Origin of the sequence: Rhizobium etli 8C-3, assembly GCF_001908375.1 — a bacterium.
In the GTDB taxonomy this organism is placed as follows: Bacteria; Pseudomonadota; Alphaproteobacteria; order Rhizobiales; family Rhizobiaceae; genus Rhizobium; species Rhizobium etli_B.
On record NZ_CP017241.1, the window covers coordinates 4,017,642 to 4,042,185 of the forward strand.

The window sequence follows — 24,544 nt, forward strand, 5'->3', positions numbered from 1 at the left end:
CCAAGGAGGAGGCGCGCCATGTCCGGCCGCACATCGATTATCCCTTCGCTGACCGCAGCGTTTTTCGCCGCGACGCTCGGCGTGTCTGCCGCGCACGCCGCGCAAAAGACACTCACCATATACACGTATGAAAGCTTCACGTCCGAATGGGGACCCGGCCCGAAAGTCAAGGCCGCTTTCGAAAAGACATGCGGTTGCACGGTCAATTTCGTCAGTGTTGCCGACGGCGTCGCGCTGCTTTCGCGCTTGAAGCTCGAGGGAGCTTCCACCAGGGCTGACGTCGTCCTCGGCATCGACACGAACCTCGTGACAGAAGCCAAGGAGACCGGCCTTTTCGACGCAAGCGGCGTCGATGTCAGCGCGCTCAAGGTGCCGGGCGGCTTCGTGGACGAGGTCTTCGTTCCATACGACTACGGTCACTTCGCGATCATCTACGACAGGCAAACGATCAAGCACCCGCCTCAGAGCATGAAGGATCTGGTCGAAGGTGATCCTTCGCAAAAGATTGTCATCGAGGATCCACGAACCTCGACGCCGGGCCTCGGCCTGCTGTTGTGGGTCAAATCGATTTACGGCGACAAGGCGGCGGAAGCCTGGAACAAGCTCAAGAACCGCATCCTGACCGTCACGCCCGGGTGGTCGGAGGCCTATGGCCTGTTCACCAAGGGAGAGGCGCCGATGGTGCTGTCCTACACCACATCCCCTGCCTATCACATGGTGACTGAAAATACCGATCGCTACCAGGCCGCAGCTTTCTCGGAGGGCCATTATATCCAGATCGAGGTCGCTGGCCTATTGAAGAATGCACCCGAGAAGGATCTCGCCCGCGACTTCCTGAAGTTCATGGTGACGCCGGGCTTCCAGGATACCATCCCAACGAACAACTGGATGATGCCCGTTTCCGCAACGTCCACGCCGCTGCCGGATGCCTTCAGCGCGCTCGTCAATCCGGCAAAGACCTTCCTGATGAGCCCCGACGAAGTCGCCAGGAACCGCAGGGCCTGGATCGACGAGTGGCTTGCGGCGATGAGCATGAACTGATGCTCGAGACCGCAGCCGAACGACGGCGTGCATTGACCGGCGGGGCAATCAGCCTCGCCGCCATCGCGCTCTTTGTCGGCCTTGCAGCGGTCTCGTTGTTTTTTTCCGGGGGCAGCGCGGCAATCCTCGGCATTGTTCTCGATCCTTATATTCTGCGTGTGCTGCGCTTCACGATGCTGCAGGCGCTGCTTTCGACCGCACTTTCCATCGCCTTTGCGATTCCGGTCGCACGCGCGCTCGCCCGCCAGCCGCATTTTGCCGGGCGGGTGTGGATCGTCCGTCTGATGGCGGTTCCCATGGGGCTGCCGGTACTGATCGGAGCACTCGGCTTGATCGGGATATGGGGCAGGCAGGGGATGTTGAACTCGCTGCTGATGAAGGTCGGGCTCGACGAACCGGTCAGCATCTATGGGCTGACCGGCATCCTTCTCGCCCATATCTTCTTCAACCTGCCGCTTGCCTGTCGCCTGATGCTTGCAGGTCTCGAACGCGTGCCCGCCGAATACTGGCTGATGGCAAGCGGCCTCGGCATGCGGTCCGGCTCGGTCTTCCAGTTTGTCGAATGGCCGGCGATCCGCCAGCTCATTCCCGGGATAGCCGGCTTGATCTTCATGCTGTGCGCCACCAGCTTCACGTTGGTGCTGATCCTCGGTGGCGGCCCTGCAGCAACCACGATCGAGGTCGCGATCTACCAGTCGCTCCGTTTCGATTTCGACCCCGGCCGCGCAATCGCCTTGTCGCTCCTTCAGATCGCGCTGACGGCGATGATCCTCGGTGCGATGGCATTTATTCCGCGGATCGGAGATGAGGGCCTTACCGAAGGCAGAAGCATCAAGCGGCTCGATGGCAAAAGCCCGCGCGCCAGACTGGCCGACGGTCTGCTCTTGCTGATCGCCGTGCTTTTCCTCGGCCTTCCGCTGGTGTCGATCATCGCCGCCGGGTTGGACGCCGATCTCATAAAGCTGCTGCAGGAGCCGATCTTCTGGCAGTCAGCCGGGATGAGTTTTGCGATCTCGCTTTCGGCGGCCCTCTTCTCGATCGTCCTTTCGATGGCCATGATTCGTGCCCGGCATGCAATCGTATCGAAGAGGCGGCGCGACGTTGCCGACAGGATCTTTTTTTCAGCCATGGGCGGCGCATCGTCGATGGTCCTGCTCGTGCCGCCAATCGTACTGGCAACCGGCTGGTTCATGGCACTGCGTGCTTTCGGCGATGCGACGCGCTTTGCGGCCCTGCTCGTCGTTCTCATCAATATGCTGATGGCACTTCCCTTTGTCATGCGCGTGCTGGAGCCGGCCTATCTCGTGCATCAGCGCCGGACGCAGAAACTGGCCGCAAGCCTTGGGATTACAAGCCTAGCTCGATTGAGATTCATCGATTGGCCGGCCTTGAAGAAGCCGCTGCTCACCGCCTTGTCGTTCGCCATGGCGCTCTCGCTCGGCGATCTCGGGGCCGTTGCCCTCTTCGGCTCCGAAGGCTTTGTCACATTGCCCTGGCTCATCTACAGCCGCATGGGCAGCTACCGGACGAACGATGCCGACGGCCTTGCGCTGATCCTCGGTCTCATTTGCCTGCTGCTGACAATCGCCGGAACGGCCGGCGAGCCGAGACGGGAGAATGGCGATGGCGAGCGCTGATCAGGACGAGATCGAAATGCAGGACGTGCGCCTGGTGCTCGGCACGCACGCCTTCTGTTTCGATTGCCGTCTGCCGGCCGGCCGGATCGTCGCGGTGAGCGGCCCTTCCGGCGCCGGTAAGTCAACCTTTCTCAATCTCCTTGCCGGTTTTGAACGGCCTGACAGCGGCCGCGTCCTGATGCACGGTGCCGATGTAACGGCCGCCTATCCGGCCGAACGTCCAGTCTCGGTCGTCTTCCAGGACAACAATCTCTTTGCCCATCTGGATGTCTTTACCAATATCGGACTGGGAATCGATCCGGCGTTGAAGCTTGGCGCCGAAGATCGCAGAGAAATTTCCCGGGCGCTTGAGAAGGTCGGCCTGGCCAGTTTCGAACGCCGAATGCCCGCAACGCTTTCCGGTGGAGAACGGCAGCGAGCCGCATTTGCGCGCGCGCTTGTGCGAAAGCGCGCCGTTCTGCTGATGGATGAACCTTTTGCAGCACTTGACCCGGGCCTGCGCGCAGGCATGAGCGAACTGCTGCTTGGTTTGCACATGGAGACCGAAAACACGGTGATCATCGTTTCGCATGATCCCGACGAAGTGCGCCGCATCGCCGATTTCGGCGTCTTTATCGATAAAGGCGCGATTGTTCTTGCCGCGCCACTCACCGAGTATCTCGCGCGGGAAGATATGCCCGCGCTGAGGCGATTTCTGCACGGTTGACGAATCTCATAATTGCGATGGCACTTTCGCCACAATTTCATCCGAGCGAAAGATCCACCGTTGGACGCCACGCTTGCTAAAATACAACGGCGCTACAATTAAACAGAGTCTCGCTATGCAACCGATGCGGAAATCAGTTACAGCAGTAGCGTGTGTCTTCCCGCTTTGCAGTGCGAGAACCGGGATGGACGACTGTTGAACCCCGTTGGAAGCGGCCGGATCGGACATGCGGCAAACCGGCCGAAAAGCAAGATGACTCGGAGAGCCAGGCTGGACAGCATGACGACGTGGAAACGCCCTGTGCCCTCCAGTGACGTGTTTTCTGCGCCATACCGGTGGAGCCGCCATGCGCTGCTGGTGTCTGCGGCGGCAGTCGCGCTCAATGGCTGCCAGTCGATCCTCGAGCAATCCTATCAGCCGACGGTCTCTCCCTCTTCCAGCCCGCAGATCGTCGATGAAGTGCAAAAGAATGATCCGCGTGCCGCCATGGGCGCGCGCGAACATCCGCGTATCGTTGCCAGCTACGGCGGCGAATACAAGGACGCCAAGACTGAACGCCTCGTTGCGCGCATTGCCGGTGCGCTGACGGCGGTATCGGAGAATCCGAGCCAGTCCTACCGAATCACGATCTTGAATTCGCCTGCAATCAACGCTTTCGCGCTGCCGGGCGGTTATCTCTATGTAACCCGTGGGCTGCTGGCGCTTGCCAACGACGCTTCCGAGGTCGCCGCCGTGCTGTCGCATGAAATGGGCCACGTTACGGCCAATCACGGCATCGAACGCCAGAAGCGCGAAGAGGCGGAGGTCATTGCGAGCCGCGTGGTGGCCGAGGTTTTGTCGAGCGACATCGCCGGCAAGCAGGCGCTTGCCCGCGGCAAGCTGCGTCTCGCCGCCTTCTCGCGCCAGCAGGAACTGCAGGCCGATGTGATCGGCGTCCGCATGCTCGGCGAAGCGGGCTACGATCCTTACGCCGCCACTCGCTTCCTCGATTCCATGGCGGCCTATAGCCGCTTCATGTCCGCCGATCCCGAGGCCGACCAAAGCCTGGACTTCCTTTCGAGCCACCCGAACTCGGTGCAGCGTATCGATCTTGCGCGCAATCACGCCCGCGCCTTTGGCCAGGAAGGGACGGTCGGTGACAAGGGCCGGGGCTATTATCTCGATGGCATCGACGGTCTTCTCTATGGCGACAGTCCGGAGGAGGGCTATGTTCGCGGCCAGACCTTCCTGCACGGCGGTCTCGGCATTCGCTTCGACGTGCCGCCGGATTTCAGCATCGACAATAAGGTCGAGGCCGTCATGGCAACCGGGCCGGGAGACGTGGCCATCCGCTTCGACGGCGTTGCCGACAGCGACAACCAAAGCTTGACAAACTATATATCGAGCGGCTGGGTCACCGGCCTCGATCCTTCGACGATCCGACCGATCACCGTCAACGGCATGGAAGCGGCAACGGCCCGTGCAACCGCGGATCGATGGGATTTCGACGTGACCGTGGTGCGCAATAATTCGCAGATCTTCCGCTTCCTGACGGCGGTTCCAAAGGGCAGTGCCGCCTTGCAGCAGACAGCAGAGGTGTTGCGGGCCAGCTTCCGCCGCATGACACCGCAGGAGGCGGCAACGCTGAAGCCTCTGAGGATCCGGGTCATCAGCGTGCGTCCCGGCGAAAACGTCGCAACGCTGGCGGCGCGTATGCTAGGCACGGATCGCAAACTCGATCTCTTCAAGCTGATCAATGCCCTGCCAACGGGCGCCACTGTCTCGCCAGGCGACCGCGTGAAGATCATTTCCGAATAAAAAAGAACCCGGCTTTCGCCGGGCCAGTTCGTGCTGCTGGAAGTAAGAGCTTTAGGCGTGAGCCGCCATGTGGGGATCGGCACTGACAAGAGCGCTGCGCAACTTTTCCATGGCGCGGCTTTCGATCTGGCGGACGCGTTCCTTGGAGATTCCAAGATCGGCCCCGAGTTCCTCGAGCGTTGCGCCTTCTTCGGCAAGGCGGCGTGCCGCAATGATCTTCATCTCGCGCTCGTTGAGATGTTTCAGCGCCGATGTCAGCCAGATGCGGCGACGTTCGCCGTCAATCATGTTGGAAACCTGCTCGTCCGGCAACGGATCGTCACTGACGAGGAAATCCATCTTCTCCGCGCTGTCGGCATCGCCGGAAACCGAGGGCGCCTGCAGCGAGGCGTCATTGCCGGACAAGCGCGCATCCATCGTCTGGACGTCGGCAAGACTGACACCCAGGGCAGCAGCGATCTCCTGATGGATGGATTGAAGGGTAAGATGCGAGTCGCCTCTGGCAAGTTTGGCGCGTAGACGGCGCAGATTGAAGAAGAGAGCCTTTTGGGCGGAGCTCGTACCGCCGCGGACAATGGACCAGTTGCGCAGGATGTAATCCTGGATCGATGCGCGTATCCACCAGCTTGCGTAGGTGGAAAAGCGTACCTCACGCTCCGGCTCGAAGCGGGCAGCCGCTTCGAGGAGGCCGACATAACCTTCCTGGACAAGATCGCTCATCGGCAGACCGAAATTGCGAAACTTGCCCGCCATCGAAATGACGAGACGCATGTGAGCCATCGCGATCTGGTTGCGGGCGCCGCGATCCTCATTGTCCTTCCAGCGAATGGCCAGATCATGTTCTTCTTCACGAGCAAGATAGGGAGCCGCCATGGCGATTTTGATCATGCGCCGGTCTGCAGACATGTTCTTCATATCGGTCTCCTAAAAAATCAGGCCTCGCGCCCTTGAAAGAAAACAAACAGGTTACTCCCGGACCAAGCCCGCCCGGATCAAATCCAGTGTGTGAATGCATAAAAGGCCCCGCTCCTGGATTTTTCAGGAGGAGGCCCTATCTCTTTGTCATAGGCAGGTAAGGGTGGACCTCTTTCTTCAAGTTGCCGGCCTGGCAAATTGTGGAAGGCATGATCCGCTCCTCATCGAACGTTGACAGGAATGCGAACGTTCGATCAGGCAGCTATTTCCTGATGCAATCCGCACATTCTGTGTCTAAACGCGGCTGAGCGGAAAAAGTTCCATAAAAAAACCCGGCACGTGGGCCGGGCTTTTTATTAAGGAAAACAAGGCAGTATCAAGCGGCTTCGTCCTGCGAATCGTCTTCTTCGATTGCCTTGCCGCGCTTCGGACCCTTGTTGAGATTCATCTCGACGAGACGGACAGCCTCGGTTTCAGACATCTTGTTCACGGCCGCAATTTCACGCGCCATGCGATCGAGTGCCGCTTCATAGAGCTGACGCTCGGAATAGGACTGCTCCGGCTGATTGTCAGCGCGATAGAGATCGCGAACGACTTCTGCGATGGAAATCAGGTCACCGGAATTGATCTTGGCATCATATTCCTGTGCACGGCGGGACCACATGGTACGCTTGACACGTGCCTTGCCCTGCACAACCTTCAGGGCGCGCTCGACGAAATCGGTTTCTGAAAGCTTGCGCATACCGATGCTCATTGCCTTGGCAACGGGGACTTTCAGGCGCATCTTGTCTTTCTCGAAATCGATAACGAAAAGCTCGAGCTTCATGCCGGCGACTTCTTGCTCTTCGATGGCCGTAATGTTACCGACGCCGTGAGCGGGGTATACGATCGATTCACCGGTCTTGAAGCCGTGGCGTGCTGCTGAAGGTTTTTTCTGCTGGATCGTCATGCTAATCAAAAACTCCCTGTTACGCGTCCGGCAGCGGCCGGAGCCGGGTCAGTCAGGCCCGGATGAGACGGATCAGCTCCGTCGGGTGACTTCACTCTGGTCCCACCAGACAGAAGCAAAAGATCTCCCTGCGCGCGATCAATGATCGAACAGCTCAAGGCGTTGATATCTCACGGGGAACCGCGTACGGATTTCTTTTGCTTTCGTGGTGGTTTTGGGCACGCTTCGTGCCTCAAATGGATCAGTATGGCAAACCTATCATAAAAATATGAGGAAATCAATAATTTGCTTAACATGAGTCATGCGGGCCACACATGGCACCCATATCAACACATCATTTTATAAACGTTTACGCTCGGCTTCGGCTCCGTTTTCAACCCTCTGCCGGCCAGATAATCGTCAATCGCCCGAACCTGGTTTTTCGCTGAAGTACTTCTCGAACTTGCCGGGCTGTCCGTCCATCTCCTTGGCTTCCGCCATCGGTTCTTTCTTGACCGTGATGTTGGGCCAGCTGCTGGCATATTCAGCATTGATCTTGAGCCACTTGTCGAGCCCAGGCTCTGTATCCGGCTTGATGGCCTCGGCAGGACATTCCGGTTCGCAGACGCCGCAGTCGATGCACTCATCCGGGTGGATGACGAGGAAATTTTCGCCCTCATAGAAGCAGTCGACAGGGCAGACTTCGACGCAGTCGGTATATTTGCAGCGGATGCAATTGTCGGTCACGACATAGGTCATGAAGAACTCCAGGATTTTTACGCAAGCGGGGCCGGGCAACCTGGAACGTCGCGCCTTTCCCCTGGCCGGAGGACAGCGTGGACAGGCTTTGGCGGCAAGCACACTGTCCGGCAAGTTGACTGTGACGTATCGGCTTTGTGGTCGAATTTCAAGAATAAACGATCTGCCGATCAGGTCCTGATGGACAGAGTTTTCTAATCCTCGTCCGAGATCAGCCTGTCTACTGCGCGCCGCTCTTTTTTTGTCGGCCGGCCGGCGCCGGTCGAACGGACGGCCTGCTCGTAGGGGGTGAGACGTTTTGTCTCACCTTGGGGCGGCGTCAGATCCTCGTAAAGTAGTTTTGCCTCTTCGAATGGCCCGCGCCGCTCGCCCGATGCCTTCACGATCAGAACCACGTCCCGTCGATCGAGCGCCAGCTCGACGCGGTCACCCGCCTTCACCGTCTGGCTGGGTTGTTGTACGCGCTCGCCATTGATGCGAACGTGGCCCGACTGGATGTGGCCTTGCGCCAGGGAGCGTGATTTCACCATGCGCGTGAAGAACAGCCACTTGTCGATGCGCTGACGCGAACCGCTTCCTGGCTGTGTCTCCCCGCTCATCGGCTACTTCTTCATCTGCTCCTTCAAGGCAGCGAGCTTTGCGAAAGGAGAATCCGGATCGATCGGTTTTTCCTTGCGTGGCGGCTTTGCCTCGAAGCGCAACGGCTGCGAGCCGTTGCGATTGTTGTTTCGGTCGTTGCGATCCTTGCGGTCATTGCGATCCTTGCGGTCGCCGCGATCTTGACGATCCCCCCGCTGCTCGTTGCGATCGCCACGGGCCTGGTTCGGCTTGCCTGCGTCGCGGCCGCGTTCGTGGCGTTTGCCGTCCCGGCTTTCGCCACGATTGCCTTCTGCTGCTTCACCCCCGCCCTGACGGCGGTTGCCCTGCTGCTGACGGTCCCCGCCGCGACGTTCCCCCGCACCGCGTGCCTGACGATGGTTGTCGTTGCGTCCGCCAAGGCGCCACAGCAGGACAGGTTTCGGTTCGACAGGCTCTGCCGCTTCTGCAGGTTCGGCCGCGGATGCTTCGGCCGCCGCCGGTTCGACAGCAGGTTTTTCTTCTGCAGCCGGCGCCACGGAAGCCGCTTCTTCCGATGTGCTGTCGGCATCGTCGTGATCGGCCTTGTCGGCGACCTCTTCGCCAGAGGTTTCGGCTGCCGGGGTCGTGGAAGCATCCTGGGTAGCAAGATGAGCTGCCGCATCCTCGGCCGTCACGGCATCGGCACGGTAGCCGAGACCCTTGAGGATCTCTTCCATGTCCTCCAGCGTCGCGCCGAGAATCGAGAGCATCGCGGTGGTGGTCGTGAAGCGGCGGCCATCATAAGCGCCTTCGGGCCGGTTCGCCTGGCCCGGCTTCCACTGCAGCAACGGACGGATGATGTCGGCAAGCCGTTCCAGAATATCGATGCGAACGGCGCGCTTGCCGAGAAAACGGAAGCCGGCGAGCTTATAGAACGTGCGCTCGAAGCCCGGATCGGTCACGACGGACGTGCGGCCTGCCGCCAGCACCGGAATGAGGTCGCCGTAGCCAGGTTTTTCGAGCCCGTCATTTTTGAGGGCCCAAAGCAGCGTGATGAGCTCAGCCGGAGCCGGCTTCAAAAGCGCCGGGACGAAAATGTGGTAGGCGCCGAAGCGAACACCATATCGGCGCATGGAAGCGCGAGCGTCCTGATCCAGCGACTTCACCTCTTCGGTCACATCGCGGCGGAACAGCACGCCGAGATTTTCGACGAGCTGGAAGGCGAGGCCCTTGGCAAGGCCCTGCAGATCCTCCGCACGCGAGAGATCATCGAGCGGCTTCAAGACCATGCTGATGTGGTGATTGACGAAGCGCTCGACGCGGGCAGCGACGTGCTCGCGCGCGTTTCCGGTCAGCTGTTCGTCGGCAAGCAGGATGACGCGAGGACGCATGACGTGCTCGCTGCCAGCAAGGCGCGCAACCGGATCGCCAAGCCACCGGATGAGGCCGTCGGCACTGATCGCCAGATCGCTGTTGCCTGCAGCATGGAGGCGCGCGGCGCGTGCCTCGAACTCCAGGGCAAGCGCCTTTTGCGAAGCCGTTTGGATCGCCTTGGCGTCCGAACCGTCCGCACCCGAAATTGGGGTAAACCGGAATCCGGACAACTGCCCCACATGATGTCCTTCAACAAAGACATCGCCATTCACACTGATTTCAGCTTCCAGCATCGCATTCTCTCTCAGGCGCTTCATGAGCACAGATGTCCTGCGATCAACAAAGCGTTTCGTCAACCTTTCATGTAACGCATCGGACAATCGATCCTCGATTTCCCGCGTCTTTTCCTGCCAGTGTGTCGGATCGGCAAGCCATCCGGGTCGATTCGACACATAAGTCCATGTTCTTATCTGCGCGATTCGCGCCGAAAGCGTGTCAATTTCGCCATCCGTGCGATCGGCCCTTTGCACCTGCTCGGCGAGAAACTGCTCGTTCACCGTGCCATAGCGCACAAGATCGGAAAAGAGCGTCGAGATCAGGTCGGCATGTTGTGCTGGGGTGATACGCCGATAATCGGGCAGCGCGCAAGTTTCCCAAAGCTTCTCCACGCGCTGCGGATTTGTAGCCAGATCAATGATTTCCGGATAACGCGTCAGATGTTCAAGCGCTTGCTGGTCGACGGCGGGCAAGGCCCGCGTCAAACCTTCAGCGCTCGGCGGCCGTTCAAGACTCGCCCGCAATGATTGTATCGACGAAAAATCAAGCTCTTTCGACCGCCACTGCAAGACTCTGACATTTTCGAACTCGTGCGCCTCTATCCGCTGCGCCAGTTCCTCATCGAACGGGTGCACCTGGCCTGTTACCCCGAATGTGCCGTCACGGACGTGGCGGCCGGCACGTCCGGCAACCTGGCCGAGTTCGGCAGGATTGAGATTGCGGAACTGGTAGCCGTCGAATTTGCGGTCCTGCGCAAATGCCACGTGATCGACATCGAGATTGAGACCCATGCCGATCGCATCGGTTGCGACGAGATATTCGACATCGCCGGCCTGATAGAGCGCAACTTGAGAATTTCGGGTGCGGGGGCTCAAAGCACCGAGGACAACCGCAGCACCGCCTCGCTGGCGGCGGATCAATTCGGCAATGGCGTAGACCTCATCTGCCGAAAAGGCGACGATAGCCGAGCGTTGAGGAAGACGGGTGATCTTCTTTTGACCCGCGTAGATGAGGTGCGAAAGCCGCGGCCTCTCAACGACCGTGATTCCCGGCAGCAGTTGCTGCAGGATCGGCCGCATCGTGTCGGCGCCGAGAAGCAGCGTTTCGTCGCGGCCGCGCAAATGCAGGATACGGTCGGTGAAGATGTGGCCGCGCTCGAGGTCGCCTGCAAGCTGGACTTCATCGATCGCGACAAAGGCGGCCCCGGTTTCGCGCGGCATGGCTTCGACCGTGCAAACCGAAAAGCGCGCAGTCGGCGGCGAGATCTTCTCCTCGCCGGTCACCAGGGCAACATTTTGCACTCCCACCTTTTCGACGACACGCGTATAGACTTCACGTGCCAGCAAACGCAGCGGCAGGCCGATCACGCCGGTGCCGTGCGCTACCATGCGCTCGATGGCGTAGTGGGTCTTGCCCGTATTGGTGGGGCCGAGCACCGCGGTCACGCCGCGCCCGCTCCGTATCATGGGCTGCGATGTCAGTGTCATTGTCCATGCAAGTGAGGCGGCGAGCCTCGTGGTCAAGTGCGCTTACGTTTCCGAAGCAGACAACACATGGACAGCCGCCCGGCCAAACGCAAGGGCCGTTTTTTAAAATGAGCTGCAAACTTGATTCAGGAAATGCCGCTAAGTGACTGTTTTAGGATTCGGAACAGCGTGAGAACGAATCAGCGACGAATCGGTGACTCGCGGTGATTCAGCTTTTGTTCACGGCTAAGTATTGGTTTTGAATCGGTTTTTCCTACTAGATGCTGAATCGGCATCAGAGCCTGCAAAGCTCGAAAACGCCGCTTGGGTCAAGGTTTTTGCCAAGAACAGACGTCGAGGAGAAATCGCCGGCAAACTGCCCGGAATAGATGCTCCGGCCCCATCCGGAACTTTCGGGCGGCGGATCGCAACGGTGACGATGCTTGCGGTTTCGGAAGCCGGATCATATCCGACCAGCGCCTTCACGCGATCGGATTAACACCTCGATCAAATCCGGAACGAATCGCTGACGAATCAGCGACATCGTAATTTTCCCGGTTCGTTCACCACAAGATGTTGTATTGTAATTGAATTTTAACCACAGAAACATTGCAGAGCGTTGCTTGCTCGGCGCTGCCATCGACAGTCCCCGTTAACGCTTGAGGTTTTCTCGAACAGTGTCTCAAGCAGAAGACCTTGATCGTTTTGCATATTGCGGAGCTTAGCCGGGAACAAAAATGGCGGTTGCGTGTTTATTGTCCATTCGGACTCACGATGAGTTGAAGGAATCGCAACATGCTCGGAACGATACTTCTCATTATCATTATTCTGCTTTTGATTGGTGCTCTCCCGAACTGGGGATACAGCCGTGGTTGGGGATATGGACCTTCCGGTGGTTTGGGGCTAGTTCTCATCATTATTATTATTCTTGTCTTAATGGGCCGGATCTAACGGCAGGTAACTGGGAGTGAAGTCATGATGAAAAAAATTGCGATTGTAGGCGCCCTTGTGGGCGCCCTTGCATCCTGCACGCCGACGGAGAGGGGGACGGCCATTGGCGCTGGTACCGGTGCAATCATTGGTGGTGCTGTGAGCGATAGCTGGGGCGGCGCTGCCGTCGGTGCAGTGGCTGGCGGCCTCGCTGGCGCTCTCATCGGCCAGTCCGTGGAACGGCGCGGCTACTGCGTCTATCGCGACCGATATGGCCGCCGCTACGAAGCACGCTGCCCGCGAAGCTACTAAGTATTGGCGGGACGGAATGGAAACGGGCGCGTCGGCGCCCGTTTTTTGTTGCGCGTCGTCAACAGCATGTTGACGATCGGTCGCGAAAGTCAAATCTACTCCACGAATGCGATGAGGCGCATATTCCTTCCATAGCACGGCAACGATTGCCGTTTACGCAAAGGAATGCTCCCATGGCCCAGATCATCTTGAATACCGCTGTCGCCGTTCTGGTTGCGTCAGCGTTTCTCATGACCGCCTCTGGCGCGCTTTCCGGCGGCGACATGCGTCGGCAAAGAGTACCAGTCAGGGTAAAAATCAGGCGTGCGCGCAGCAACTAAACGAAGAACTGCCCACCGTTGGCCGAAAGGGTCGAGCCGGTTATAAAGCCGGCGTCGTCGGAGATGAGAAATGCAACGCAGCGCGCGACTTCCTCCGGTTCGCCAAGACGCCCGACGGGAATCTGGGGAATGATCCGCTCGTTGAGCACCTTCTCGGGAACGGCGAGGACCATTTCCGTGCCGATATAGCCAGGGCAGACGGCGTTCACGGTAATGTTCTTTGCTGCGCCCTCCTGGGCAAGTGCTTTCGTAAAGCCGAGATCGCCCGCCTTTGCGGCCGAATAGTTCACCTGGCCCATCTGACCCTTTTGGCCGTTTATGGACGAGATGTTGACGATGCGTCCGAAGCTGCGGTCGCGCATCCCGCCCCACACGTGGTGCGTCATGTTGAAAAGGCCGGTAAGGTTCGTATTGATGACCTCATGCCATTGCTGCGGCGTCATTTTGTGAAACATTGCATCGCGCGTGATGCCGGCATTGTTGACCAGAACCTCGATGCCGCCGAGCTCTGCCTCCACCTTTGCGACACCTTCTCCGCAAGCGACGTAATCGGAAACATCCCACTTGAAGACCGGGATGCCGGTGACGTCATGGAAGGCCCTGGCCTTCTCGTCGTTGCCGGCATAATTGGCGGCGACCTTATAGCCCGCATTCCGAAGTGCCATCGAAATGGCGGCACCGATGCCGCGCGTGCCACCAGTGACCAAAACCACTCTGCTCATGCTTCGCTCCCCTCTCGGTCATTCGCCTTTGATCAGGCATTCTTCAATATCTATTGCTTGCTATTCAAAGTGCCTCGAAGCACATGGCCACACCCATGCCGCCGCCGATGCAAAGTGTTGCTAGTCCCTTCTTGGCATTGCGCCGCTTCATCTCGAAAAGCAGCGTGTTGAGAACCCGCGCTCCGGATGCACCGATGGGATGACCGATCGCGATTGCGCCGCCATTGACGTTGACGATGGCCGGATCCCAGCCAAGATCCTTGTTCACGGCGCAAGCTTGGGCGGCAAAGGCCTCGTTCGCCTCGACCAGGTCGAGGTCGCCGACGGACCAGCCAGCCTTTTCCAGCGCCCTGCGCGACGCAGGGATCGGGCCCGTACCCATGACTTGAGGATCCACACCAGCCGTCGCCCAGGAAACGATGCGTGCCAGCGGCTGGATCCCGCGCCTTGCGGCCTCCGCTTCCGTCATCAGTATCGCCGCTGCCGCGCCATCATTGAGGCCCGACGCATTGCCAGCCGTCACCGTGCCCTCTTTGTCGAAAGCCGGACGAAGCTTGCCCATCGCATCGAGCGTTGCACCGGCACGGATATACTCGTCCGCATCCACCGTCACCTCGCCCTTGCGTGTCTGGATGACGAAGGGAACGATCTCATCCTTGAAGCGACCTTCCTTCTGGGCCGCTTCGGCCTTGTTCTGAGAGGAGACCGCGAACTGATCCTGATCGTCGCGGGAAAGTTGCCACTGGCGGGCGACGTTCTCGGCGGTGATACCCATGTGGTAGCCGTAAAAAGCGTCCGTCAGGCCGTCCTTGATCATGGTGTCGACCATCTTCATGTCGCCCATCTTCGTACCGCTGCGCAGATGGGCGGCATGGGGAGCCATCGACATGGATTCCTGGCCCCCGGCTGCGATGATCTTTGCGTCCCCCATTGCGATCTGCTGCATTCCAAGAGCAACCGCGCGAAGGCCCGAACCGCAGAGCTGGTTGACGCCCCAGGCTGTAGCCTCCTTCGGAACGCCCGCTTTCATGGCCGCCTGGCGCGCCGGATTTTGGCCTTCGCCTGCTTGCAGCACCTGACCAAGGATAACCTCGTCAACCTCGGCTGGATCGACACCTGCGCGTTCGAGCGCAGCTTTGAGGACGGCAGCCCCAAGCTCATGCGCTGGAACCGTGGCGAATGCACCGTTGAAAGAGCCGACCGCCGTACGGGCCGCGCTGGCGATGACGATGGATGAACTGCTCATAAAGGCCTCCTCGTTTTTCCTTCAGCTTACATAGGTCGAAACTGGCAAAGCTTCAGCCCTAAGTCAAACGGGAAGGCAATTGCGGCGATTTTCTTTACGGCTTGCGAATATGCGATTTATCCCTTTTCTCAAAGGGGTTGCCGCATCGCACAAAGAGATTGTCACCGAGCTTCTTTTGCGTCTACAGTCTGTTACGGAGGAATATCCATGACAATCAGACGGGGTTCAGGAGACTGATATGGCGAAGAACGAGGGTCAAATAGTCATCAAGAAATACGCCAACCGCCGCCTCTACAATACAGGCACCAGCACCTATGTGACGCTGGAAGATCTGGCGGAGATGGTGAAGAGGGGAGAGGATTTTACGGTACAGGACGCAAAGAGCGGTGATGACATCACACATTCCGTACTGACCCAGATCATTTTCGAACAGGAATCAAAGACCGGCAATACGCTGCTGCCGATTTCCTTCCTGCGCCAGCTCATCAGCTATTACGGCGATCAGATGCAGATGGTCGTTCCAAGCTTCCTTGAACATTCCATGCGCGCCTTCACCGAACAACAGGCGCAGATGCGCGAACAGGTGACGCGCGCTTTCGGCGAATCACCGCTCGGCAAGAACCTGCAGCTGCCGATGCAGATGGTCGAGGACCAGGTCCGCCGTAACACCGAGATGTTTCAAAAGGCCATGCAGATGTTCTCTCCCTTCATGACCCCTCCTGCCAAGGAAACGAAGAAGGCCGAGGCGAAGGATATCGACGAATTGAAGGAACAACTGCGCGCCCTGCAGAACAAGCTCGACAACCTCTAAGCCTCAAAGCCCAATCGAAACATCGCGCCCGGCACTGCGGATCGAGACCGCAAACCCGCCGATCACGTCGATCAGTGCAATCGTCATCAAGATGAAGAAGACCTGTGTCGCAGCGTCCTGGACGAGAAGGAACTCGACCAGAAAGGCGATGAAGACCAGCATCGACAGCATGTGATTGACAAGGCTGCCGGATCCATTGCGGGTGGCCTTCAATATCTCGAAGAACAGGATGACCAGCGCCACGACGATGAAGAGATCGCCGAGCGCCATGCTCCAGATCGCACCGGAGATCATCGAAAGCACGATGATGTCGTTCTGGAGCGCGGGAATGCCTCCGCCACCCATCAAACCGGCCATCGTCAAATTGTAAAGAATAAACGGGATTACCATCAGCGGTATTACAGCGATCATTTCAGCATGCCCCCTTTTCGACAGGAATACTGCAGCGATCACAGCACCACTTCAAGACACGGAAATGCGATAGTGCTCAAAAGCAAAAAGGCCGGCGTTTGAAGCCGGCCTTTTCAATCCTGGCTGTGCCAGAATCTTGAAACTTTATGCGCTTTCCTTCGGCGTCAGAACCTGACGGCCACGATACATACCGGTCTTCAGATCGATATGGTGCGGACGGCGCAGTTCGCCGGAATTCTTGTCTTCCACGTAGGTCGGAGCCTTCAGTGCGTCTGCAGAACGGCGCATACCGCGCTTGGACGGGCTCGTTTTTCTCTTCGGTACAGCCATTTTACATACTCCAATTCACAGGCGACACATTCCCGGCCAAGATGGCGGCCGAAACGGACGTGTCGCGATTTCGGAAATTTTGCGCGCTTATACATGCCTTGAAGGTGGTTGACCAGTCCCCAAACAGAATTTTTGCGATTTGCGGGATTGAAGCTCAGGCCTCGTCATCCGCCACGATCCAGGGTTCGGCCCGGGCCGCAGCCTCCCACTTAAGCCAGGCAGGATGCGCCTTCAGCGCCGACATATAGCTGAGCGTATCGCTGGCAGTCACAAGGTCATAGGCATCGAAGCGGCTGACCACCGGCGCAAACATCGCGTCGGCTGCCGAAAATCCGCCAAACAGGAACGGCCCGCCCGAGCGGTCCCTCAACTCGCGGAAAATGGTTTCGATCCGCAGCACGTCAGCCATCACGCCATCTTCGAGTGCAATCCTGGATCGTTGGCGCCGGATATTCATCGGACAGGCGCCCCTGAGCGCCCGGAAACCCGAAAGCATCTCCATCGAGACCGAACGCGCCACGGCGCGCTTTGCGCGATCCTTCGGCCAAAGCCCCGCCTCGGGATAGAGTTCTGCGACGTAATCGATGATCGACAGCGATTCCCATACCCGAAGGCTGCCATGGAGTAGAACCGGCACCCTGCCCGTGGGAGAGATTTCCCTGATGCGCGGATTGCCTGCGGGAAAATCAAAGGGGATCAGAATTTCTTCGAACGGAATGCCCGTTGCTTCCATCGCAATCCATGGCCGGAACGACCATGAGGAGTAGTTCTTGTTTCCGATATATAGGGTAAGGGTATCCATGAGCCATCCGCAAATTGGTTTTGCGGCCGACTTTAACGGCGCTCGGCAAATGCGACCAATGAATAATTCATGCCTCAATCATAAAGGCATCTGATGTAATCGCCGGAACCTTGCGCCCGGCGCTCGATGACCGACGCAAGCGTGCGAAGGCCGCGGCGGGGCTTTGAGGCATTCCGGTCGATCGGGTTCGGAAGAGAAACGGCCAAAAGCGCTGCCTGCCGTCGCGAGAGCTTGGATGCCGGTACCTTGAAATGATAGCGCGCCGCCGCCTCGATGCCGTAGATACCCGGTCCCCACTCGGCGATGTTGAGATAGATCTCCATCAGCCGGCGCTTGGTCCAGACGAGGTCGGAGGCGACCGCCAGCGGCAGTTCGAGTGCCTTGCGCACAAAGGAGCGGCTATTCCAGAGAAACAGGTTCTTGGCCGTCTGCATGGGGATTGTGCTTCCGCCGCGGGTCGCTTCGCCGTCGAGGGTGTCTGCGACCAGCGCTTGCATTTCGCCCCAATCGACCCCGCCGTGGAAGCAGTATTGACCATCCTCGGACATCATCACCGACTGGACGAGAACCGGCGAGATGTCGTCCAAGGAGACCCACCGCCGGTCGTAGCCGCGCAGAAGCACGAGATCATGCAGCATCAGCGTCGAGACAGGGTGAATAAACGGGATGAGGTAAACAAAGATCAGAACATAAGGCAGGATCAAAAGCCCGGCGAGTCCAAGCACGATGCGCGTCATGATCGACCGGCTCCGCAGCCAAGCGAACAGACGGCGATGAGCCGGCATCGCAATGGCGTCCTCTCTTTCCGGCGATATGTCCAATACGTGTAAGCCCAACACCTGTTCCCTGCGCTCTCATACCGTTTGCCGGTCGCGAAGGCCAGAGTGCAGAGGAAATCTTGCTGTAAGCATCGACATTTCCGTTGCAACCGCGCCACTCCTCATGCCAAAGAGCGCGGATGGACGCGAGCTCCCAAGCCTTCGAAATACGTTTGAAGACCAACGCCCAAGAGATCGAGGCGTTGCTCGACGTGCTGCTTTCCGATGACATGCGAGAGGATGAGATAGCCCGCCCTGAAACCCTGAGGGCGGCGATGCACTATGCCGTGCTGAACGGCGGCAAGCGCCTTCGCCCGTTTCTCGTCGTGGAGAGCGTGCTGCTGCTTGGCGGAGACAAACAGGCGGCCTTGAGAGTGGGTGCAGCACTGGAATGCGTGCACTGCTATTCGCTCGTCCATGACGATCTTCCAGCGATGGACGATGACAAGCTACGTCGCGGCAAGCCGACGGCGCACATAGCCTTCGACGAGGCGACCGCGATCCTTGCTGGCGATAGCCTTTTGACCTACGCCTTCGACATTATCGCCGACGATGAGACCAGGCTTCCGGAGCAAAGCAAGCTGGCGCTGATTCTTGCGCTTGCGCGTGCTGCCGGCCTGGGCGGGATGGCCGGCGGGCAGGCACTCGATCTTGCGGCGGAAAAAGATGTGCCGAATGAACAGGGCATCGTTACATTGCAGGCTATGAAGACCGGGGCATTGATCCGCTTTGCCTGCGAAGCAGGGGCAATCATCGCCGGCGCTTCAGCCGGTGATCGCAAGCGCTTGCGCGCCTTCGGTGAAAAGATCGGCCTTGCCTTCCAGCTCGCCGACGATCTTCTTGATGTCACATCAGACGCAGCCACCATGGGCAAGGCAACCGGCAAGGACACGCAACGCGGCAAGGGAACGCTTGTGTCTTTCCATGGTATCGACTGGGCTGAAGCCGAGCTTCGGCGGCACGTCGAGGATGCGAAAACGCTTCTGGCAGCGTACGGAGATGCAGCCGCGACGCTCGCTGCTGCCGCGCATTTTATTGCCGCGCGCAGGAGCTGACACGGGACCTGGCGTTCGATGGGACAGACGGTGTCCACCCTTGAGCCATAGAATAGGTTGCTATTACGCACAATCTTGCTCCATATTGAGTTATAGAAAGGATGACTATAACTCATGAGATGGAACTGGACACAGGAAGGCTGGCCGAATTTCGTATATGACGCGGCTGTGCTTGAGCCGCTCGAGCGCCAATTCCTTCTGTCATCGGGAGAAGTGATCGGCGCTGTCCGTCACGTTGGTGACGAAGAGCGTGATCTGCTACGTGTCGAGCTTTTGAGCGATGAGGCAGTGAAAACCTCGGAGATAGAGGGCGAAATGCTCGATCGCCTGAGCGTGCAATCCTCATTACGTCGGCAGTTCGGTCTCGATGCCGACAATCGACCGGTAAAGCCGCAAGAGCGGGGAATCGCGGAGATGATGGTCGATGTGTATGAATCCTGGTCAGCGCCTCTCAATCATGAAACCCTGTTTCGCTGGCACGCCATGCTGATGACGGGGAACCGCCATATTGGAATGATCGGTGGATATCGGGTGCACGACGATGCCATGCAGATTGTGTCTGGCCGTCTCGATAATCCAACCGTCCACTACGAAGCCCCACCTTCAAGGCGGGTGCCAGCAGAAATGGCAGCGTATATGGGCTGGTTCAACAGATCAGCGCCAAAGGGTGAAATCTCCCTGCCCGCGTTGACACGGGCAGGCATAGGGCATCTGTATTTTGAAAGCATCCATCCATTTGAGGATGGCAATGGCAGACTTGGCCGGGCGCTTGCGGAAAAATCGCTTGCACAGAATATCGGCCAACCAAGCCTGATTGCTCTTGCTTACACAATCGAGCACGGCCGCAAGACCTACTACCACCAGCTTGAGCAGCATCAACGCACTCTCGATATCACCGACTGGCTGATTTATTTTGCCGAAACCGTTCTTGAGGCACAGCAGACTACCCTGAAGCGCGTCGCCTTCTATATCGGCAAGGCGCGGTTTTATGATCGGTTCCGCGGCCAATTCAACGAACGCCAGGAAAAGGCCATTGCCCGCATGTTCCGTGAAGGCCCCGTGGGCTTTAAGGGTGGGTTGAGCGCGGAGAATTATATTTCCGTCACGCAAACTTCGCGAGCGACGGCCACGCGTGACCTTCACGATTTGGTGGAGAAAGGTGCGCTGGTAAGAACCGGCGAACGGCGGCACACACGCTATGCCCTTAGCCTGCCTCTGGTGTGAAAGCAAAGCCCGACTGTCTCGAAACGATCCGTTACTAAGCCGGTTGTGTGCGTCAACTTCTGCAAATTGACGGTCATGAAGCTGGTCATGCAGCTGCTTTGAGCATGATCTTCTTGTGTTCTTTCAGGTCCTCAATGTTGATGTAGCGGTTGGCTTCGAGCCAGTTCTCGTGGTTTCGACGGAAAGCGCCCGTACCAGACGCAGGCAACCGGCCGCATTGGGAAAGATACGCAAGACATAGGTTCGGCGCCTGTCTGCCGCAGAAGAAAGGCAATCGTCGGGTCCGGCTTACGCCTACAACGTCAAGGCCTTGCGTGACCAGGAGGGCCAAATCGCCGAACAGGCCGAGAAGAACTACGAGCGGTTCGTGACTCGCTGGAAGGCTCGCCCGCCAAAGGAAGAGGTGCGCGAGCGCCTCAACACGGCAAGGCTTGAATAGGCTGCCCGACGGCGCTTCCAGCCGACACACCGCTCAATGATATCATCAAAGCGCACAAAGTGCTTGTCCATATCTGTGCTTGTGGTGCCGGCGAGGCAGCCGATAGAAGGTCAGTGTCTCCTCGATGGTTTCCTCGACCCAATCGGTAAGCCTGGGCAACTTAACGTGACATCACCGGGCCAAATCTTACTCGGCGGCTGTCTTCTGACCGAATCGCTTTTCGATGTAGTCGACGACAAGCGCCTCAAAATCCGATGCAATGTTCGGCCCGCGTAGCGTCAACGCCTTCCTGCCATCGATGAATACCGGCGCTGCCGGCGTCTCGCCGGTGCCCGGAAGCGAAATGCCGATATCGGCATGCTTGCTTTCACCCGGGCCGTTGACGATGCAGCCCATCACCGCGACGTTCAGTGCTTCTACGCCCGGATATTTCTCGCGCCAGACCGGCATGTTCTTGCGGATATCGTTCTGGATATTCTGCGCCAGTTCCTGGAAAACCGTCGATGTCGTGCGGCCGCAGCCGGGACAGGCGGCGACCACCGGCACGAACTGTCGGAAACCCATCACCTGCAGCAGTTCCTGTGCCACCTGCACTTCGCGTGTACGGTCGCCATTCGGCTCCGGGGTCAGCGAAACGCGGATTGTATCGCCGATGCCGTGCTGCAGAACGTAGCCCATGGCAGCCGACGAAGCGACAATACCCTTGGTGCCCATTCCTGCTTCGGTGAGGCCCAGGTGCAGCGCATGGTTGGAGCGCTCGGAAAGCATGGAATAGACAGCGATCAGATCCTGGACCTGGCTCACCTTGGCCGACAGGATGATGCGGTTGCGCGGCAGGCCGATTTCCTCGGCAAGCGTGGCCGAGATCAAGGCCGATTGCACGATGGCCTCGCGCGTCACCTGCCGGGCCGAAAGCGGCGAACCTGCCTCGGCATTCTCGTCCATCAGTGCCGTCAGCAGGTCCTGGTCGAGCGAACCCCAGTTGACGCCGATGCGCACCGGCTTGTCATAGCGGATCGCCATCTCGATGATTTCGGCGAACTGCTTGTCCTTCTTGTCCTTGAAACCGACATTGCCTGGATTGATCCGGTATTTCGCCAATGCTTCGGCGCAGGCCGGATGATCGGCAAGAAGCTTGTGGCCGATATAGTGGAAATCGCCGACAAGCGGCACATCCAGGCCGAGGCGCAGGAGCCGCTCGCGAATCTTCGGAACGGCAGCAGCGCTTTCGTCGCGATCGACGGTGATGCGCACGAGCTCCGACCCCGCCTTGAAGAGGGCTGCTACCTGTGCGACCGTGGAATCGATATCGGCCGTATCCGTGTTTGTCATCGACTGCACGACAACCGGCGCACCGCCGCCGACGATGACACCGCCCACGTCGACGGCGACGGAAGCGCGGCGCGGTTTCGGATCAAAATCGGTCGCTGAAGACATAGATGGAAGCTCTTGAACCCTTGAATTCGTGCCCTTCAGGTGGATCATACCCGCATTCTTGTCAACGCCCAAAGCATCACTTTTGCTCGGCTGTCCTAGTGGCCATCTCCGGAGATGCCGTCCGCGTAGCGGGCAAGCTTCGAAAAGACCAGCACCACGACCAGCAGGACGGGCAGCGCCAGGAAGACGGTGCTGAAGCCGACATGTTCGGCTGCGAAGCCGATTGCAGACGGTGCAACCAGCATGCCGGAATAGCCGAGCGTCGTGACGACCGAAAGGCCGATCCCGGCCTTCAGGCCAGGGACATTTCCTGCCGCGGAAAAGGCGATCGGCACCATGTTCGAAATCCCAATGCCGCAGAACGCGAAGCCGACAATGGCGATCTCGGCATTCGGCGCAAGGGCTGCGATCAGCATCCCGACGATGGCAAAGAGGGTGCAGACGCGCAGCGTCCTGACGCCGCCGAGCTTGTCGCGCACCAGATCGCCGGCAAACCGCATGATTGCCATCGTCAGCGAGAAGGCCGCGAACCCGAAACCCGAAAGAGCGACGGATGCATTCAATTCCTGGCGGAGATAGAGCGCACCCCAGTCCAGCACGGCGCCTTCCGGAACCATCGAAAAGAGCGCCATGAGCCCGAGCAGCCATGGCAGAGGCGTCATCGGCAGGCGTGTTTTTTCTTTCTTCTCGTCGGGATGCGGCGGATCGGCAAGGATCATCGGCCAGGCGATCACGAGGAAAATCAACGTGAAAACCGTGGCCAGCTGCGCATGGCCAAGGATACCGAGCTTGGCGATCACGAAGCCGCCAAGGCCCGAACCGATCAGGCCGCCGAGGCTCCAGAAGGCATGGCAGGACGACATGATGGCGCGGCGCATCGACTTTTCGACGGCAACCGCGTTGGCGTTCATCGCGACGTCCATTGCGCCGATGAATCCGCCAAACAGGAAGAGCGCGATTGCGCCGGTAACAACATTCGGCGCCAGCGTCAGCGCCAGAAGAATTGGCAGCACGCAGGCCGCAGTTGCCCGCGACACGACGTGCGAGCCATGTCTGGCGATCTGTGCGCCGGCAATCGGCATCAATGTCAACGACCCCAGGCCGAACACCAGGATCATCAGCCCGAGCTGAAACTTCGAAAGTTCCAGACGCTCCGCAAAATCCGGAATCTTCGGCGCCCAGCAACCGACGACAAAGCCGTTCATCAAAAAGAGCAGCGACACCGCAACCCTGCTCTTCGGCAGGAAGCCACGCCGGACCCGGTAGGCCGCATTCATAGGATTATCCATTGTATTCCCGTCTCCTCCTGTCGTCGGCCCCTTGAGGATTCCCACTTAAAGATTGCTCATCGCGCCTTCTGCGCCTTGACAGTCCGGCAGCCCCGCTCGCGATAGGCCGCAAGCAGCGCCTCGTCGGCATCGTGCTCCACGACAAGGCATTCACAGTGCGCCACGGGCAGAACGCCATGCGGCGCCGCTGTAGCGAATTTATCCGACGTCACCGCAACCAGCACCTTCCGGCTCCTGGACGTCGCGAATCGCTTGAACTCGGCATCCTCGAAACCGAACGTCGTGACGCCCGCTTCGAGATCGATGCCGCAGGCGCCGAGAATGCAAAGATCTGGCGAGATCTGCTCCATGTCCCGCATCGCCTTGGCGCCGAGCGCGCCGCCCACCTGCCGGTCGACCATTCCGCCGATCAGGATGACATCGATGCCGCCGTTGTCTATCAGCGCTGCGGCGATTGCCGGAGCATTCGTCGCTGCCGTCAGCATCATGTCTGATGGGAGGGCATTGGCAATCGCCAGATTGGTGCTTCCGGCATCGAAGAATACCGTGGAGCCGGGCGCAATCTGCGAGACGGCGGCTTGGGCCAGCAGTTGTTTGCGATTAAGGGCAATTCCCATTCGCTGCTTGAGGCTGCCGCCGACCGGCGAAACGGGAAGCGCGCCACCATAGACGCGCTCGCAAAGTCCGGCAGCCGCCATCTCGCGCAGATCCCGGCGGATCGTGTCTTCGGAAACACCAAATTCGAATGCAAGTTCAGCCGCCAGCACACGGCCGTTCGCCTGAAGCTTGCCCGATATAATGCTCTGGCGTTCCTTCAACAGCATCTCTGTCGTATTCATGCCCGTTCAGCTCGCGATTGCCGTTAGAATTGCAAGAACGTGCATAAACGTATATGAACGTGCACACAATAGGCATCGGCACACATTTTCTGACGACCTGAA

At 58.9% G+C, this 24,544-nt stretch carries 23 protein-coding genes and 1 pseudogene; 9 read left to right on the forward strand and 15 right to left on the reverse strand.

Annotated elements, in window-relative coordinates; genetic code table 11:
• Positions 1–18: 18 nt before the first annotated feature.
• The 4 genes from thiB to AM571_RS19835 all read left to right on the forward strand — a co-directional run bounded on the left by thiB (position 19) and on the right by AM571_RS19835 (position 5,181).
• Positions 19–1,041 carry a thiamine ABC transporter substrate binding subunit gene (thiB, locus tag AM571_RS19820; protein ID WP_074062872.1) on the forward strand — a complete coding sequence of 341 codons (1,023 nt, stop codon included), beginning with the start codon at positions 19–21 and terminating at the stop codon, positions 1,039–1,041.
• Positions 1,041–2,678, forward strand: a complete 1,638-nt coding sequence (gene thiP / locus AM571_RS19825; protein WP_074062873.1) for a thiamine/thiamine pyrophosphate ABC transporter permease ThiP — start codon at positions 1,041–1,043, stop codon at positions 2,676–2,678. The genes thiB and thiP overlap by 1 nt, the downstream gene beginning before the upstream one ends.
• Positions 2,665–3,384, forward strand: coding sequence for an ATP-binding cassette domain-containing protein (locus AM571_RS19830; protein ID WP_196776296.1), 720 nt, complete (start codon positions 2,665–2,667; stop codon positions 3,382–3,384). The genes thiP and AM571_RS19830 overlap by 14 nt, the downstream gene beginning before the upstream one ends.
• A 252-nt stretch (positions 3,385–3,636) precedes the next feature.
• The gene (locus AM571_RS19835; protein ID WP_074063376.1) at positions 3,637–5,181 is read left to right on the forward strand and encodes a M48 family metalloprotease; all 1,545 of its coding nucleotides are present in this window, start codon (positions 3,637–3,639) and stop codon (positions 5,179–5,181) included.
• A 51-nt stretch (positions 5,182–5,232) separates the two neighbouring features.
• Here the strand turns inward: AM571_RS19835 and AM571_RS19840 are convergent, their stop codons facing one another.
• From AM571_RS19840 to AM571_RS19860, 5 genes are all read right to left on the reverse strand, one after another.
• Positions 5,233–6,096, reverse strand: a complete 864-nt coding sequence (locus AM571_RS19840) for an RNA polymerase factor sigma-32 (protein WP_022717472.1) — start codon at positions 6,094–6,096, stop codon at positions 5,233–5,235.
• Positions 6,097–6,472: 376 nt separating this feature from the next.
• On the reverse strand, positions 6,473–7,045 hold the full coding sequence (locus tag AM571_RS19845; RefSeq protein WP_074062875.1) for a CarD family transcriptional regulator: 573 nt from the start codon (positions 7,043–7,045) through the stop codon (positions 6,473–6,475).
• 399 nt (positions 7,046–7,444) lie between these two features.
• Positions 7,445–7,783 carry a ferredoxin FdxA gene (gene fdxA, locus AM571_RS19850; RefSeq protein ID WP_074062876.1) on the reverse strand — a complete coding sequence of 113 codons (339 nt, stop codon included), beginning with the start codon at positions 7,781–7,783 and terminating at the stop codon, positions 7,445–7,447.
• Between the two features lie 194 nt (positions 7,784–7,977).
• Positions 7,978–8,382, reverse strand: a complete 405-nt coding sequence (locus AM571_RS19855) for an RNA-binding S4 domain-containing protein (protein WP_074062877.1) — start codon at positions 8,380–8,382, stop codon at positions 7,978–7,980.
• 3 nt (positions 8,383–8,385) lie between these two features.
• Entirely contained in the window at positions 8,386–11,478 is a 3,093-nt protein-coding gene (locus AM571_RS19860; protein WP_074063377.1) for a helicase-related protein, read from the reverse strand.
• 774 nt (positions 11,479–12,252) lie between these two features.
• Between AM571_RS19860 and AM571_RS19870 the strand changes: the two genes are divergently transcribed.
• Both AM571_RS19870 and AM571_RS19875 read left to right on the forward strand, forming a co-directional pair.
• Positions 12,253–12,408 carry a DUF3309 family protein gene (locus tag AM571_RS19870; protein ID WP_074062879.1) on the forward strand — a complete coding sequence of 52 codons (156 nt, stop codon included), beginning with the start codon at positions 12,253–12,255 and terminating at the stop codon, positions 12,406–12,408.
• Between the two features lie 24 nt (positions 12,409–12,432).
• Positions 12,433–12,699: a YMGG-like glycine zipper-containing protein gene (locus tag AM571_RS19875; protein ID WP_074062880.1), complete on the forward strand. Its 267-nt coding sequence runs from the start codon at positions 12,433–12,435 to the stop codon at positions 12,697–12,699.
• Between the two features lie 316 nt (positions 12,700–13,015).
• Here AM571_RS19875 and AM571_RS19880 read toward each other — a convergent pair whose 3' ends face one another.
• Both AM571_RS19880 and AM571_RS19885 read right to left on the reverse strand, forming a co-directional pair.
• Entirely contained in the window at positions 13,016–13,741 is a 726-nt protein-coding gene (locus AM571_RS19880) for a beta-ketoacyl-ACP reductase (protein ID WP_074062881.1), read from the reverse strand.
• A 64-nt stretch (positions 13,742–13,805) separates the two neighbouring features.
• Positions 13,806–14,987, reverse strand: coding sequence for an acetyl-CoA C-acetyltransferase (locus tag AM571_RS19885; protein WP_074062882.1), 1,182 nt, complete (start codon positions 14,985–14,987; stop codon positions 13,806–13,808).
• Positions 14,988–15,225: 238 nt separating this feature from the next.
• Here AM571_RS19885 and phaR point away from each other — a divergent pair, with 238 nt between their 5' ends.
• A complete protein-coding gene (phaR, locus tag AM571_RS19890) occupies positions 15,226–15,798 on the forward strand; it encodes a polyhydroxyalkanoate synthesis repressor PhaR (RefSeq protein WP_074062883.1) in 573 nt (190 codons plus the stop codon).
• Positions 15,799–15,801: 3 nt separating this feature from the next.
• Here the strand turns inward: phaR and AM571_RS19895 are convergent, their stop codons facing one another.
• From AM571_RS19895 to mtgA, 4 genes are all read right to left on the reverse strand, one after another.
• The gene (locus AM571_RS19895; RefSeq protein WP_074062884.1) at positions 15,802–16,209 is read right to left on the reverse strand and encodes a hypothetical protein; all 408 of its coding nucleotides are present in this window, start codon (positions 16,207–16,209) and stop codon (positions 15,802–15,804) included.
• A gap of 144 nt (positions 16,210–16,353) precedes the next feature.
• Positions 16,354–16,539, reverse strand: coding sequence for a 50S ribosomal protein L32 (rpmF, locus tag AM571_RS19900; RefSeq protein ID WP_003543812.1), 186 nt, complete (start codon positions 16,537–16,539; stop codon positions 16,354–16,356).
• Positions 16,540–16,693: 154 nt separating this feature from the next.
• Entirely contained in the window at positions 16,694–17,341 is a 648-nt protein-coding gene (locus AM571_RS19905) for a glutathione S-transferase family protein (RefSeq protein ID WP_074062885.1), read from the reverse strand.
• Positions 17,342–17,415: 74 nt separating this feature from the next.
• Complete coding sequence (gene mtgA, locus AM571_RS19910; protein ID WP_196776339.1) at positions 17,416–18,162, reverse strand: monofunctional biosynthetic peptidoglycan transglycosylase; 747 nt, start codon at positions 18,160–18,162, stop codon at positions 17,416–17,418.
• A 137-nt stretch (positions 18,163–18,299) separates the two neighbouring features.
• On the opposite strand from mtgA, the gene AM571_RS19915 reads away from it, so the two are divergent.
• A complete protein-coding gene (locus tag AM571_RS19915; protein ID WP_074062887.1) occupies positions 18,300–19,214 on the forward strand; it encodes a polyprenyl synthetase family protein in 915 nt (304 codons plus the stop codon).
• Positions 19,215–19,328: 114 nt separating this feature from the next.
• Complete coding sequence (locus tag AM571_RS19920) at positions 19,329–20,438, forward strand: Fic family protein (RefSeq protein WP_074062888.1); 1,110 nt, start codon at positions 19,329–19,331, stop codon at positions 20,436–20,438.
• Between the two features lie 85 nt (positions 20,439–20,523).
• Here AM571_RS19920 and AM571_RS36385 read toward each other — a convergent pair.
• The 4 genes and pseudogenes from AM571_RS36385 to AM571_RS19940 form a co-directional block, all read right to left on the reverse strand.
• Positions 20,524–20,690, reverse strand: a pseudogene (locus AM571_RS36385) (transposase); the annotation flags it as partial.
• Positions 20,691–21,063: 373 nt separating this feature from the next.
• Positions 21,064–22,314: a flavodoxin-dependent (E)-4-hydroxy-3-methylbut-2-enyl-diphosphate synthase gene (gene ispG / locus AM571_RS19930; protein ID WP_074063378.1), complete on the reverse strand. Its 1,251-nt coding sequence runs from the start codon at positions 22,312–22,314 to the stop codon at positions 21,064–21,066.
• A 95-nt stretch (positions 22,315–22,409) separates the two neighbouring features.
• Positions 22,410–23,603 (reverse strand): MFS transporter, encoded by a 1,194-nt coding sequence (locus tag AM571_RS19935; RefSeq protein WP_074062889.1) that lies wholly within the window; start codon positions 23,601–23,603, stop codon positions 22,410–22,412.
• Between the two features lie 56 nt (positions 23,604–23,659).
• On the reverse strand, positions 23,660–24,442 hold the full coding sequence (locus AM571_RS19940; RefSeq protein ID WP_074062890.1) for a DeoR/GlpR family DNA-binding transcription regulator: 783 nt from the start codon (positions 24,440–24,442) through the stop codon (positions 23,660–23,662).
• Positions 24,443–24,544: the final 102 nt, after the last annotated feature.